A 14,280-nucleotide genomic window follows, 5' to 3' on the forward strand; every position below is an offset into this window, starting at 1 on the left:
GCTCGGGCACAGCACAAGCATGGCCGTTCTTGTCGCGGTGATGACCTTGTACGGCCTCGGGTTCGCGCTGCTGTTCCCGGCGATGAACACGCTGCTCATCCACGGCACGACGGAAACGAACCGCGGACAAGCCTACGGCTGGTTCTACGCGCTGTTCTCGGCGGGCACGGTGGCCGGTTCGTCCGGCATCGGACTCGTGCCGCTGCCGGTTGCGGGACAGTTCATCGTGACGGGCTGCGTCATGCTCGCCTGCGTTGCGGCCGTGCTGCTGACCGCGCCGAGAGCGAAGATTTTGGCTGGATCGGATCAAGGAAATTAAGGGAATACTAACGGCGATGACCGCAGTGGAAAGCGCGGGGGGTTGCCGTGAGCCATTATTTGCATATCACCGTGGATCTGCTGTTCGGGTTCGCAGGACTGTTTGTTTTCAATCAGGTGCTCGGCAAGGCGCATTTTTCCAAGCTGACGCCGTTCGAATTCGTCGCCATACTGGTGCTCGGAGATCTGGTCGGCAACGCGGTCTACCAGCCGGATGTGACGGCGGCGCAGATTGTGTACGGTATCCTGATCTGGGGGCTGATCATTTACGCCATCGGGCGGTTGACCTTGAAGTCGAAAAAGATGCGCACGCTGTTCGAAGGCGAGCCGTCCATCGTCATCCGGCGCGGGCATCTGCAATACGACGTCATGCGCCGCAACATGCTGGATCTCGACCAGCTGCTCAGCATGCTGCGGCAGCAGGGGTATTTCTCGCTGCGCGAGATCGAGTACGCCGTCCTCGAGACGAACGGCATGATCAGCGTGCTGCCGAAGCGGCCGTACGGACCGCCGACGCGCGCGGATCTCGGCCTGCACGGCGTGGGCGGACGGGTGCCGATTACGCTGATCCTCGACGGCCGGCTGCAGTCGGACAACCTGGGGAAGGCGTCCTTGTCCGAACCGTGGCTGAAGCAGCAGTTGGCAGATCGGGGCATCACTTCGTATGAGGGCGTCCTGTACGCGGACTGGGACCCCGAAGAAGGACTGTTCGTTATGCCGCATCAATGAGAAACGGCAGCCGAACTGACGCCGTGTTGTCTCGAGCGTCGGTTCAGGCTGCCGTTTTCTGATGGCTCAGGATTTCAGCACGTCGTGGTCGACGTACCGTTCGCCGTTCAGCTTGCTGATGACGTTGATCGCGACTTTCGCGCCGTCGCCGGCGGTGATGATCGTATGGACGCTGACGCCCGCCACCGTGCCGGCGGCCCAGATGCCGTCGATGTTCGTCCGGCCGTCCGCGTCGACGTCAATGACCGTCTTGATGCGCGGCTCGGTGCCGTCTTTCAGCTTCAGGCCGATCTTCTCGGCGAGGTCCGTCAGCAGGCCGGTTGCGATGATGACTTGTCCGGCTTCGAAAGACTCGCCGCCTTCCGTCTCAATGCGGAACTTGTCTCCGTCCTTCACGATGTTCGTGACCGTCGCCTGCTTCACTTCCGCGCCGAATTTTGCCGCCTGCTTCTTGCCGGTCTCGACCAGATCGGGACCCGTAATCTCCGGAACGCCGTAATGGTTCTCGATCCAGGCCCGCTTCGTGATGCTCTTGTCATTGTCGAGCAGCAGCGTCTTCTTGCCCGCTTTGGCCGTGAACAGCGCGGCGCTTGCGCCCGCCGGTCCGGCGCCGATAATGGCGATGTCAAACATCTCCACCCACTCCTTCGCCCATGAAATCAATGCGAATACAACTTGATGCCACAGGAACATTTTATACAAAAATGTTTCTAAAATCAAAAGGATGACGGGAACGGGCGTGAAGGCGTGTAAGAGAAGGCTCTCGGAGGCATGCAGGGGTGGAGGACCGGGGGAGTCACGCGGTACCGTTAAAGTTCGAAAAATAGTCACAAATGTCGGAATAACGATTTACCGTTTCGTCGGCGGGTCCGGTGCCCTGATCCGAAACGCCGCTGCGGACGGGCATCGGGCGCGGTTCGTGCAATTTTTTGGCTCCCGGGCGCAGGCTCGGCCGTATGTAAATGGTGGGCCTGCAAAGGCTGTGCCCGATGTGCGAAAGGGGTATGACCGTCCGGTCAACGGAGGTGTTCATTTGAAATTCAATATTTTGATAAGATAGAATATTACCATTCTGAACAATCGGTCAGCACAACAGACAAAGGAGTGGAATTGGTTGAACGGCATCATCCGATTTTCGCTGAACAACAAGTTTGCGCTGTGGATCATGACCATCATCGTCGTGGCGGCCGGTCTCTACGCCGGACTCACGATGAAGCAGGAAACGATCCCGGACATCAACGTTCCGGTTATTTCGGTAACGACGATCTATCCGGGCGCGGCGCCCGACGAGGTGGCGGAGCAGGTGACGCGTCCGATCGAGCAGCGGCTCCGCAATTTAAACGGTGTCAACCTGCTGCAATCCATGTCGATGGAGAACGTCTCGTCGCTTTTCATTCAGTATGACTATGAGAAGGACATGAAAGAGGCGCTCGAGGAAGCCCGCGAAGCGGTGGACAGCGTCAAACTGCCCGAAGGCGCTTCGAAACCGACGCTCTCCCGGATTACGATCAACGCCTTCCCGGTGCTGGCCGTCAGCGTCAGCAGCGACACGCTGTCGCTCGAGGAACTTACCGCGGTCATCGAAGAGGATCTGCGGCCGTCACTCGAAGGCCTTGACGGGGTATCGGAAGTCCAGATCTCGGGCCAATACGTTCGTGAAGTCATCCTGACCTGGAAAGAGGACAAGCTGGCGGAGTACGGCCTCAGCAAGGATACAGTCCAGGGCATCATCCAGGGTTCGGTGCTGAAGGCGCCGCTCGGTCTGTTCGAGATGGAGAACACGCAGAAAAACATCGTCGTGGACGGCGGCGTGCGTTCGCTGGAGGATCTGCGCAATCTGGCCATTCCGCTCATCCCGTCCGGCGGTGAAGGAACGGGTGCCGGCATGGGCGGCGCTGGCGGCATGGGTGACGCTGCGGGCATGAACCCCGCGGCCGGCATGGGCGGTGCCGCTGGCATGGATGCAGCAACAGGCATGGACGGTGCCGCAGGCATGGAAGCCGGCGCGGGCGACGCCGATCTGCTCGCCGCGCTGATGAACAGCGGCTTGCCCACGGTTCCGCTCTCCGAGATCGCGGACATCGAGCTCGTCGGCAAGGCGGAGTCGATCTCGCGCACGAACGGCCGGGAGTCCGTCGCCGTGCAGATCATCAAGGCGCCGGAGGCGAACACGGTCGAAGTCGTGAACAAGGTCAAGGCCGAGCTCGACGCCTTCCAAGAAGACACCGAAGGTCTGAACATCATCACGATGCTCGACCAGGGCGAACCGATCGAGCAATCGGTCGCGACGATGCTCGAGAAGGCGCTGTTCGGGGCGATCTTCGCAGTCATCATCATCCTGCTCTTCCTGCGCAATGTGCGCTCGACGCTGATCGCGGTCATCTCGATCCCGATGTCGCTGCTGATCGGCATCCTGCTGCTGAAGCTGAACAACATCACGCTTAACATCATGACGCTGGGCGCGATGACGGTCGCGATCGGCCGGGTCGTGGACGACTCGATCGTCGTCATCGAGAACATTTACCGGCGCATGTCGCTGACCGGCGAGCAACTGAAGGGCAAGGCGCTCATCCTCTCGGCGACGAAGGAAATGTTCATCCCGATCATGTCGTCGACGATCGTGACGATCGCGGTCTTCGTGCCGCTCGGCCTCGTCAGCGGCATGGTGGGCGAGCTGTTCCTGCCGTTCGCACTGACGATGGTGTACTCGCTGCTGGCGTCGCTGCTCGTCGCGATCACAATCGTGCCGATGCTGGCACATACGCTGTTCAAGCGCGGCCTGTCCAAGGGCAAGCATTCCGAAGGCCCCGGCACGCTGGCGAAAGCGTACCAGAAGGGACTGCGCTGGGCGCTCAGCCACAAGATCGTGACGTTCTTGGTCGCGGTGCTGCTGCTGGCGGCCAGCGTCGGCCTCAGCGGATTCATCGGCACGAGCTTCCTGCCGGAAGAAGAGCAGAAATACGCAATACTCACCTATTCGCCCGCACCGGGTGAACTCCAGGACGAAGTGGTGGACCTGGCGACGAAGGCGGAGGGCTATCTGCTGAACCGCGCCGACGTGACGGACATGCAGTTTGCGGTCGGCAGTCAGGGCGGCAGCATGATGGGCTTCGGCTCTGACCGCTCCGCACTGTTCTATGTGCTGTTCCAGAGCGACATCAAGAACTTTGAAGAAGTGAAGGAGCAGGTGCTCGCCGACGTGCAGGCGAAAGCCCCGGGCGAAGGCGAGTGGGGAATGCTCGACATGTCCAGCGTCATGGGCACGGGCAGCTTCAGCCTGACCGTCTACGGCGACAGCTACGAAGAAATCAAGGACGCGGCCGAAAAAATCAAGACGCTCATGGAAGAGGATTCGAACTTCAAGGACATCGAGACGGGACTGGAAGAGACCTACGACCAGTACACGCTGCTCGCGGATCAGGCGCAGCTCAGCCGGTACGGGCTGACGACCGGCAACATCATGCTCGCGCTCGCTCCGGTGCGGGAGCGGCCCGTCCTGACGACGATCCAGGAAGACGGCGAAGTGTACAACGTGTACGTGCAGTCGGAGGCGAAGCAGTACGACACGATCGACGATATGACCGGCGTGACGCTCACCTCGCCGCTCGGCTTCGAAGTGCCGATCCGGGATGTCGTGAAGGTCGAAAGCGGAGAATCGCCGAACGCGATCAACCTGATGGACGGCCGGCTGTATACGAACATCACGGCCGAAGTGACGACCGCCGACGTCGGCAAGGCTTCTTCCGAACTGAAGCAAAAGATCAACGATCTTGAGCTGCCGGCATCGGTGGATGTCGAGTTCGGCGGCGTCGTCGAGCAGATGAACGAGACGTTCACCCAGCTCGGCCTGGCGATGGCCGCCGCGGTCGCGATCGTCTACCTCGTGCTCGTCATCACGTTCGGCGGCGGACTGGCGCCGTTCGCGATCCTGTTCTCGCTGCCGTTCACGGCGATCGGCGCGTTCATCGCGCTGCTGCTGGCCGGCGAAACGCTGAACGTCTCGGCGATGATGGGGCTGCTCATGCTGATCGGCATCGTCGTCACGAACGCAATCGTCCTGATCGACCGCGTCATTCACAAGGAACGGGACGGCCTCGCGACGCGGGAAGCGCTGATCGAGGCGGCCGGCACCCGTCTGCGCCCGATTCTGATGACCGCCCTCGCGACGGTCGGCGCCCTGCTGCCGATGCTGTTCAGCCTCGAAGGCGCGGGCATCATTTCGAAGGGACTGGCGGTGACGGTCATCGGCGGCCTGACCAGTTCGACGCTGCTCACGCTGTTCATCGTGCCGGCGATCTACGAAGTGCTGATGCGCTTCCGCCGCAAGCAGGCCGAGGAGCGGATCTGATTGTCGGACAAGAAACGGATGATCGTGTCCGCCGCCCTGCGCGTGTTCGCGCGCAAAGGCTACCGCGCGGCGTCGATCCAGGAAATCGCCGAGGAAGCCGGGGTGGCGAAAGGTTCGATCTACCTCCATTTCAAATCGAAGGACGAGCTCGCGCTGGCCGCCGTCTCCGACGTCTACGACCGCGTCCGGCGGCGTATGGCGGAGCTGGAGTCGGATGACGGCCTGACGCCGCGCGAGCGGTTCATCCGCCAGCTCGAGGCGCAGCTCGCCGTGGGCTCGGAGAACGCCGAATGGATTCGCCGGCTCTGGCATGATCACGCAACTGAAATCCACGAAGCGCTGCCCGGATTCGTCCTCCGGATCCGGGCGGAGACGGCGGATTGGCTGCAGCGTTCGATCCGCAGTGTCTACGGCGAAGCGTGCGGGCCGTATGCCTGCGACATCGCGCTGCTGATGCAGGGCGCGATCGGCGAGTTCATCGGCTACTTCCTGCTCGGCGGCAAGCCGCTCGAACCGCAGCGGCTGGCGCGGTATCTTGTCGCCCGGATGGACGACATCGCCGCCGGGCTGTCCGGCAGCGGCGAGCGTCCGCTCGTTGCGGGCGATGAGCTCGAAGCGCTGGTCCGGAGTTTGGCCGGCGGCTGCGGACCGGCGTTGCGGCAGACCGCGATCCGGGAACTGCGGGAACAGTTGGAAGCCCTCCGGACGGACGGCGCGGATACGGGCGAGCTGGAGGAAGCGCTGGGCGTGCTGGAGGCCGAGACGGCGAAACTGTTGCCGAACCGCGTCATTCTGCGCGCCATGCTGGGCCATGTGCGCGCCCTCGCGCCCGAGCCGCTCCGACCGGCCATCGACCGGCTGGAAAGGGAAATGCAGCAGATGTGAAAACCGCTGCCGCCGGCAGCGGTTTTTCTGTTGGCGCGGAGAAGGCCGCGCGGACATATTTCGAAGCCGCATACCTTATACTACGCATGAACCAGAACAGGACGGGGAAGTGAACGCATGGCATTCATTGTCCTCATCGTGCTCATCCTGCTGAACGCCTTTTTCGCCGCTTCCGAGATCGCGCTCATCTCGCTGAACGACAACCGGATTCGCGCGATGGCGGAGGACGGACACAAGAAAGCGAAACTGCTCGAGGGATTGCTGCGCGAACCGAGCCGGTTCCTCGCGACCATTCAGATCGGGATCACGCTGGCCGGATTTCTCGCGAGCGCGTTCGCGGCCGAGAGCTTCGCGGGCGATCTGGCGGCCTTCGCCGCGAAGCAGGGTGTGCCGGTGCCGCAGAAATTGCTGCATACGATCGCGCTCGTTGTCATCACGCTGGTGCTCTCCTATTTCACGCTCGTGTTCGGGGAACTGGTGCCGAAGCGGCTCGCGATGAAGAAAGCGGAGCCGATCGCGATGCTCGCCATCCGTCCGCTCGTCTTCCTGTCGGCGGTCACCTCTCCCGTCGTACGGCTGCTCACCGGTTCGACGAACCTGATCGTGCGCCTGTTCGGCGTCGATCCGAACGCGGACGACGAAGAAGTGACGGAAGAAGAGATCCGGATGATGGTCGATGTCGGCGAGGAGCGGGGCGCGATCGACAAGACGGAGAAAATGATGATCAACAACATTTTCGACTTCGACAACAAGACCGTCGGGGAGATCATGACCCACCGCATCGACGTCGTCGGCATTCCGCTTGAGGCGACGCTGAAGGACATCGTCGCGACGATCGAAAGCGAGAAATATACGCGCTATCCCGTCTACCGCGAGCATATGGACAACATCGTCGGCATCCTGCACGTAAAGGACCTGACCTTGCACGTCATGGACTGCGATGAAGAAGCGTTCGATCTGACGAAGCTGCTGCGCAAGCCGTATCATGTGCCGATGCAGCGCCCGATCGACGAAGTGTTCCGGGACTTCCAGAAGAACAAGGTCCACATGGCGATCGTCATCGACGAATACGGGGGAACGGCGGGCATTGTCACGATCGAGGATCTGCTCGAGGAGATCGTGGGCAACATTTTTGACGAATATGACGAGGATGTTCGCGATATTGTGAGAATGGACGACGGGTCGCTGCTCGTGAGCGGCATCGTCGACCTCGACGAGATCGAGCGAATGCTGGACATCGGGCTGCCGACGGACCGGTACGACACGGTGAGCGGCTTCGTCATCGGGCAGCTCGGACGGTTCCCGGAGGCGGGCGACGAGGCGGAGATCGTCTGGGAAGGGTACATCTTCCGCGCGGAAGGGCCGGTCAACAAGCGGATCGCGAAGGTACGGATCGTGCCGCCGGGAAGCGGAGAAGCCGGGACTGCGGGGAAAATGGAAGACGTGACGGCCCCGGCCGAATGACGATCCTTCCGCCGGCCCGACAAAAGGGCTTGCCGCCGACCGCGCTCGTGCTATACTCGGAACTAGCGCACAGGAAAGCGGGAGGTGCTGGCGGTCTTGGAGGACGCTTTGCTCGGCAGTTTCGTATCGGCCATGGCGACGGTTCTGGGCGGGCTTCCGGTGCTCTTGATCCGGAAGATGTCCGAGCGGTGGAAAGACATTCTCGTCGCGTTCACGGCCGGCATCATGGTGTCCGCTTCGACGTTCGGCCTGCTTCCCCAGGCGATCGCCGAAGCCGGCTTCTGGACGATGACCGTCGGACTCGTGCTCGGCGTGCTGGTGCTGGATGTGATCGAGCGGAACATTCCCCATATCGACGTCGAGAACAAAAACGGCATCCGCTCGCTCGACAACAAGGCGTTGCTCGTCATGATCGCGCTTTTCATCCACAATATTCCGGAAGGCCTCAGCACGGGGTTCAGCTACGCGAGCGGAAACGAAGGGCTCGGCCCGATGGTCGCGATCGCCATCGGAGCGCAGAATATGCCGGAGGGACTCATTCTGGCCGTGTTTCTGCTGAACGCGCGGACGCCCAAGCTGAAATCGCTGCTCATCGTGACGGCGACCGGCCTCATGGAGATGGTGTCTGCGGTGGTCGGCTACGGGGCGGCCAGCCGGATCGACGGGCTGATCGGCCCGGGGCTGGCGTTCGCGGCAGGGGCCATGCTGTTCATCGCGTACAAGGAACTCATTCCCGAAAGCCACGGTCACGGGTTCGAGCGGCCTTCGACCTACAGTTTTATCGCCGGGCTGCTCGCGATGATCTATATCGCGGAAGTGTTCGGCTGACTGGAAACCGGGAGAGAGGAGCGTACATATGGACGTTCTGGAAGCGATCCGCACGCGCCGGTCGTTCGGCCGTGTCAGCCAGGAGAAGGTAGCGCGCGAGACGATCGAGGCGATTCTCGAGGCGGCCAACTGGGCGCCGAGCCATCACGGCACGGAACCGTGGCGGTTCCGCGTCATGACGGGCGAAGGACGCGGCGTGCTGGCGAAGGCTTACGGCGATATCGCCGTGCTCGGCGCTTCGGAGGAGGAGCGGGAGACGGTCCGCGCCAAGGCGGAGGCGAAGGCGTACCGCGCGCCGGTCGTCATCGCGGTGTCGGCGCTGCCGTCCGATGCGCCGAAGGTCGTGCGCGCCGAGGAATTCGCGGCGACGCATGCGGCCGTGCAGAATCTGCTGCTGGCGGCGCATGCGCTCGGGCTGGCCGCGATCTGGCGGACCGGCGAGCCGATGTACCATCCGCTCATGAAGCAGGCGCTCGGCCTCGCGGAAGCTGAGGAGCTCGTCGGCCTCATCTACCTGGGCAAGCCGGCAGCGCCGCTCCCCGAGGGCAAGCGCAGGCCGGCCGCGGAGAAGACGGTCTGGCTGTCCTGAGCGGGCGCGGCGGATACGGGGAAGCGTGCATGGTCGCGCAAAAAAAATGGGACGCGTGCATTGACTTCCCCTTCTTTTCATGCGAAAATGTACGCGCGTACATTACGTCATCAACAGGCGTGTGAAGGATTTCATTCGGGAGGGAAGGCGCAACGTGGCATCCCGCAAGGAAGTGGCCGAACTGGCAGGCGTCTCGGAAGCGACGGTCTCGCGCGTGCTGAACGGTGTCGGCCCGGTGCGGGAAGAGACGCGGCAGCGGGTGCTGGAAGCGGCCCGCAAGCTCAACTATCAGATCCACGCCCTGGCGGCCAGTTTCGCGCGGGGCCGGAGCGGCAATCTCGGCGTCGTGCTGCCGCATGTGCCGAAGGTGCGGCTGTTCTCCACGTACTATTTCTCCGAGATGCTGGACGGCATCGGCGAGGCGGTGCGCGAGCGCGGCATGGGGCTGCTCCTCCTGTACCGCAGGCCGCAGGAGCCGTTCGACTACGTGCCGCTGTTCCGCTCGGTCAGGATCGACGCCTGCATCGTGCTCGGGGCGAGCAGCCTGCCGGAGGAAGAGGCGGGCATCCGGGCGATGGCGGACGAGGGGCTGCCGTTCTGCATGATCGACCATCGTTCCGGCGACGGCCGGGCAAGCTCGGTCTGCGCGGCGCACGAGGAAGGCAGCCGGCGCGCGGTGCAGCATTTGATTGAGAGCGGTTACAGAAAAATCGGTTTTCTCAACGGTTCGCCGTGGTATTCACCAAGCAGGGAGCGGGAGGCCGGCTATATGCGGGCTCTGCGGGAGGCGGGCCTTGCGCCGGACCCGAAGCGGATGTTCGCCGGCAATTACAGCCGCACAAGCGGCCGCCGCGCGGCGGAGGACGTGTACGCCCGGCTGCGCGATCTGGACGCGATATTCGTCGCGAACGACCGGATGGCGATCGGGCTGATGCAGGCGCTGCGCGAACGCGGTGTCCGGGTGCCGGACGATCTCGCAATCGTCGGCTGCGACGACTCGGACGCGGCCGCCATGGTGGACCCGCCCCTGACTTCCGTCCGCGTGCCGTTCGGCGCGATGGGACGGACCGCCGCGGAGCGGCTGCTGGACCGGCTGCCCGACTGGCGGGGAACGGAATCCGTGTTCCACGAGACGCTGGCTACGGAGCTCGTCGTACGCGAGTCTTCCGCGCCGCGCTCGTAGAAACGTCCGGCGCCATGCGCCCGGACCTTCATACAACTTTATCCCCGTGGGAGGAGTGATCCGCATGAAGCAGTACAACATCGGCATGGTCGGGTACAAATTCATGGGCAAGGCGCACAGCCACGCCTACAAGGAAGTGCCGATGGCGTTCCCCGGTACGCCGGTTCCGGTCATGAAGGCGATCTGCGGCCGGAACAAGGCCGGCGTCGAGCAGGCGGCCGCCCAGTTCGGCTGGGAGTCGGCGGTCACCGACTGGCGCGAGCTGGTGCAGCGCGATGACATCGACATCGTCGACATCAACGCGCCGTCGGACGCGCACAAGGAAATTGCCGTCGCGGCCGCCAAGGCGGGCAAGCACGTGTTCTGCGAGAAGCCGCTGGCGCTGAATCTCGCCGACGCGCGCGAGATGCTGCAGGCCGCCGAAGAAGCCGGCGTCAAGCACATGGTCAGCTTCAACTACCGGTTCGCTCCGGCTGTTCAGCTCGCGAAGAAGCTGGTGCAGGAAGGGCGGCTCGGCCGGATCTATCACTTCCGCGCATGGTTCCTGCAGGACTGGATCATCGACCCGGACTTCCCGCTCGTCTGGCGGCTGGACAAGAACGTGGCCGGCTCCGGGGCGCACGGCGACCTGGGCGCGCATCTGATCGACCTTGCGCATTTCCTTATCGGGGATATCGAGGAGGTCGTCGGCATGAGCGAGACGTTCATCAAGGAGCGCCCGCTGCCGTCCTCGATGACCGGCCTCAGCGCGAAGGGCGACGCTTCCGCGCCGAAAGGCGAGGTAACGGTCGACGACGCGACGCTGTTCCTCGCGCGGTTCGCAAACGGAGCGCTCGGCAGTTTCGAGGCGACGCGCTTCGCGCCCGGCCACCGGTGCACGAACGCGTTCGAGATCAACGGTTCGAAGGGCAGCGTGAAGTTCGATTTCGAGCGGATGAACGAGCTGCAGGTTTACTTCACGGACGACGCGGAAGATGTGCAGGGCTTCCGGCGCGTCATGGCGACCGACGCGGCGCACGCGTACATGGACGCCTGGTGGCCGGCCGGACACTCGATCGGCTACGGCCAGACGTTCACGCATGTCATCGTTGAACTGCTGAACGCGATCGAAGAAGGCCGCCAGCCGGTGCCGAACTTTGCCGACGGGGTGAAATGCCAGGCGGTGCTCGAGGCGGTCGAGAAGTCGGTGGATGAGCGCCGCTGGGTGAAGATCAGCGAAATGTAATCGGAACGTTGCGCTGGACAGAAGAGAAAGGGGAACCTCATGAAAAAAGCGTTGATCGTATGGGGCGGCTGGATGGGCCACGAGCCGGACCAGGCCGCGGAACATTTCCGGGGCATCCTGGAGAAGGAAGGATTTTCCGTCGAAGTGTCGGATACGCTGGAGGCTTTTGCGGACAAGGAAAAATTGATGTCGCTTGACCTGATCATCCCGATCTGGACGATGGGCAAGATTCCGAAGCGCTACGTGCGGAACGTGTCGGAGGCGGTGCAGAGCGGCGTCGGCCTCGCGGGCTGCCACGGCGGCATGTGCGACGCGTTCCGCGAGAACGTGGACTGGCAGTTCATGACCGGCGGCAACTGGGTCGCCCATCCGGGCAACGACGGCGTCGAATACCTCGTCAAGATCAAACATTCGTCGAGTCCGCTGACGGCGGGCATCCAGGACTTCACGGTGAAGAGCGAGCAGTACTATCTGCATGTGGATCCCGCGGTCGAAGTGCTGGCCGTCACGCAGTTCCCGACCGTCCCCGGCCCGCATGAGCTGAACGGTCCCGTGGACATGCCGGTCGTCTGGACGAAGCGCTGGGGCGTCGGCCGCGTCTACTACTGTTCGCTCGGCCACGTGGCGAGCGTGCTCCGCATGCCGGAAGTGACGGAGCTGATGCGCCGCGGTTTCCTGTGGGCGGCGGAAGGCAAGGAGCTTTACGGCAGCACCAACCCGGTGATTTACACCAGCTACACGGGCATGGGCGACAGTCCGGACTGAATCCGGCGGCTGGCGGGCTGACGGGCTGACGGGAGCATCGAAGGCACCAACACTCGACACGGAAAGAAGGAAAGTTCGGCTATGGACAAAGTGAAAGCCGGCATCATCGGCACCGGCAACATCAGCGGGATTTATTTTCAGAACGGCAGCCGGTTTGAATCGCTCGAGATTGTGGCCTGCGCGGACATCGACGTCGAGCGGGCGATCGCCAAGGGCGCGGAATACGGCGTGCGCGGCTGCTCCGTCGAAGAGCTGCTCGCCGATCCGGAGATTGAGATGGTCATCAACCTGACGATTCCGAAGGCGCACGCGCCGGTGAGTCTGCAGGCGCTCGAGGCCGGCAAGCACGTGTACGTGGAGAAGCCGCTGGCGGTGACCTGCGGGGAAGGCCGCGAGGTGCTGGAACTGGCCGGACGCAAGGGGCTGCTCGTCGGCAGCGCGCCCGACACGTTCCTGGGCGGCGGCATCCAGACCTGCATCAAGCTGATCGAGGAAGGGGCGATCGGCACGCCGATCGGCGCGACGGCGTTCATGATGAGCGGCGGCCACGAGTCGTGGCATCCGTCGCCGGAGTTCTACTATCAGGCCGGCGGCGGGCCGATGTTCGACATGGGGCCGTACTATCTGACGGCGCTCGTCGCGATGCTCGGCCCGATCCGGCGCGTCACCGGCTCGGCGCGCATCTCGTTCCCGGAGCGGACGATCACGAGCCAGCCGAAAGCCGGAACGGTCATTCCGGTCGAAGTGCCGACGCACATCGCCGGCGTCATCGACTTTGAATCGGGACCGGTCGCCACGATCATTACAAGCTTCGACGTGAAGGGCGGCTCGACGCTGCCGCGCATCGAAGTGTACGGCAGCGACGGGACGCTCGTCGTGCCGGACCCGAACACGTTCGGCGGTCCGGTGCTGTTGTCCCGAGCCGGCGCGCGCGAATGGATTGAAGTGCCGCTCACCCACGGCTACACGGGCAATTCGCGCGGCGTCGGCGCCGCCGACATGGCGAAGGCGATCCGCACGGGCCGGCCGTATCGCGCGAACGGCGCGCTCGCGTACCACGTGCTCGAGGCGATGCACGGCTTCCACGCGGCGTCGGAGGAAGGCCGGCATTACGTCATGGTGAGCACCTGCGCGAAGCCCGCGCCGCTGCCGGCCGGATTGCCGGAATTCACGCTGGACTGAATTTTGGACAAGCGACCAGGAGGGCTGTTCCTGATCGGCTTTCTTGGCGTCCTGGACCGTCGGGGTGCGGATTGGCGCAAAAATTGCCGCCATTCCGCCCGAAAAGGCAAAGTCGACGCGAATAGGCGCAGAATCTTCTTCTGATTCCGGGGAACCGGCCGATTTCGCGCCAATTTTCCGGAATAGAAGCAGAATTTTTCTCTGTTTCGGGTGAATGCCGAAAATTCGGCCCGATAAGCGAAGCAGCTTCGCTTATCGGGCCGAACTACTTGGAAGGGGTTGATCTCCACGCGCGCCAAGGCCTCAACGCGCGCGCAGCGCCCGCCATCTCTTGTACTGGTAGTAGATCGTGCAGCCGATGCAATAGCCCGCCAGGGCGGCCAGCGCGGCCAGTCCGACCATGCCGGAGGCGATGTGTCCCGGCCAGCTCCAGCCGGCGAGATGGAACACGGACGACAGGCCGAGCAGCAGCACGGCGATCGTCTGGTTGAACCTGGCAAGCTCCGCCGCCTGCGTCTCGGACCGCCTCAGCCGCTCGTCCGCCAGCGCCGACCGGGCGAGAAGAATGAACAGGCTCGCCTGCGGGCCGAACGCAAGGCCGGCAAGCTGGATGAGGAACAGGGCGTAGATCCACCACGGCTGCTGAGAGGCCAGCGCGATGACGACGAACAGGACGATGCCGGCCTGATTCGCTTTGATCAGGGGAAGCGGGATTTCCATCATGTCGGGACCTCCTTCCGAAATCCGTAATCCTCAAGCTAAAA

13 protein-coding genes are annotated in these 14,280 nt (G+C 63.2%); 11 read left to right on the top strand and 2 right to left on the bottom strand.

The window, feature by feature from the left end:
* Together KJQ12_RS05430 and KJQ12_RS05435 are read left to right on the top strand one after the other, a co-directional pair.
* Positions 1-319: MFS transporter (locus KJQ12_RS05430; RefSeq protein ID WP_342344827.1), on the top strand; the 319-nt coding region annotated here is incomplete at its 5' end.
* 47 nt (positions 320-366) lie between these two features.
* On the top strand, positions 367-1,047 hold the full coding sequence (locus tag KJQ12_RS05435) for a DUF421 domain-containing protein (RefSeq protein ID WP_015255871.1): 681 nt from the start codon (positions 367-369) through the stop codon (positions 1,045-1,047).
* Between the two features lie 66 nt (positions 1,048-1,113).
* On the opposite strand, the gene KJQ12_RS05440 is transcribed toward KJQ12_RS05435, so the two are convergent.
* Positions 1,114-1,680 carry an NAD(P)/FAD-dependent oxidoreductase gene (locus tag KJQ12_RS05440; protein WP_015255870.1) on the bottom strand — a complete coding sequence of 189 codons (567 nt, stop codon included), beginning with the start codon at positions 1,678-1,680 and terminating at the stop codon, positions 1,114-1,116.
* Between the two features lie 481 nt (positions 1,681-2,161).
* Here KJQ12_RS05440 and KJQ12_RS05445 point away from each other — a divergent pair, with 481 nt between their 5' ends.
* From KJQ12_RS05445 to KJQ12_RS05485, 9 genes are all read left to right on the top strand, one after another.
* The gene (locus KJQ12_RS05445; RefSeq protein ID WP_213483798.1) at positions 2,162-5,395 is read left to right on the top strand and encodes an efflux RND transporter permease subunit; all 3,234 of its coding nucleotides are present in this window, start codon (positions 2,162-2,164) and stop codon (positions 5,393-5,395) included.
* Positions 5,396-6,280, top strand: coding sequence for a TetR/AcrR family transcriptional regulator (locus tag KJQ12_RS05450; RefSeq protein ID WP_213483799.1), 885 nt, complete (start codon positions 5,396-5,398; stop codon positions 6,278-6,280).
* A 117-nt stretch (positions 6,281-6,397) separates the two neighbouring features.
* Positions 6,398-7,744 carry a hemolysin family protein gene (locus KJQ12_RS05455; RefSeq protein ID WP_213483800.1) on the top strand — a complete coding sequence of 449 codons (1,347 nt, stop codon included), beginning with the start codon at positions 6,398-6,400 and terminating at the stop codon, positions 7,742-7,744.
* Positions 7,745-7,840: 96 nt separating this feature from the next.
* Positions 7,841-8,572, top strand: coding sequence for a ZIP family metal transporter (locus KJQ12_RS05460; RefSeq protein ID WP_213483801.1), 732 nt, complete (start codon positions 7,841-7,843; stop codon positions 8,570-8,572).
* Between the two features lie 28 nt (positions 8,573-8,600).
* A complete protein-coding gene (locus KJQ12_RS05465; protein ID WP_213483802.1) occupies positions 8,601-9,161 on the top strand; it encodes a nitroreductase family protein in 561 nt (186 codons plus the stop codon).
* 154 nt (positions 9,162-9,315) lie between these two features.
* Positions 9,316-10,344 carry a LacI family DNA-binding transcriptional regulator gene (locus KJQ12_RS05470; RefSeq protein WP_213483803.1) on the top strand — a complete coding sequence of 343 codons (1,029 nt, stop codon included), beginning with the start codon at positions 9,316-9,318 and terminating at the stop codon, positions 10,342-10,344.
* A gap of 64 nt (positions 10,345-10,408) precedes the next feature.
* Positions 10,409-11,569 (top strand): Gfo/Idh/MocA family protein, encoded by a 1,161-nt coding sequence (locus KJQ12_RS05475; RefSeq protein WP_015255863.1) that lies wholly within the window; start codon positions 10,409-10,411, stop codon positions 11,567-11,569.
* A gap of 39 nt (positions 11,570-11,608) precedes the next feature.
* Positions 11,609-12,334: a ThuA domain-containing protein gene (locus tag KJQ12_RS05480; protein WP_015255862.1), complete on the top strand. Its 726-nt coding sequence runs from the start codon at positions 11,609-11,611 to the stop codon at positions 12,332-12,334.
* Positions 12,335-12,415: 81 nt separating this feature from the next.
* On the top strand, positions 12,416-13,516 hold the full coding sequence (locus tag KJQ12_RS05485; RefSeq protein ID WP_213483804.1) for a Gfo/Idh/MocA family protein: 1,101 nt from the start codon (positions 12,416-12,418) through the stop codon (positions 13,514-13,516).
* Between the two features lie 303 nt (positions 13,517-13,819).
* Here KJQ12_RS05485 and KJQ12_RS05490 read toward each other — a convergent pair whose 3' ends face one another.
* On the bottom strand, positions 13,820-14,239 hold the full coding sequence (locus KJQ12_RS05490) for a DUF4395 domain-containing protein (RefSeq protein ID WP_213483805.1): 420 nt from the start codon (positions 14,237-14,239) through the stop codon (positions 13,820-13,822).
* Positions 14,240-14,280 lie beyond the last annotated feature (41 nt).

Origin of the sequence: Thermobacillus xylanilyticus, from assembly GCF_907165215.1 — a bacterium.
Classification (GTDB): domain Bacteria; phylum Bacillota; class Bacilli; order Paenibacillales; family Paenibacillaceae; genus Thermobacillus; species Thermobacillus xylanilyticus.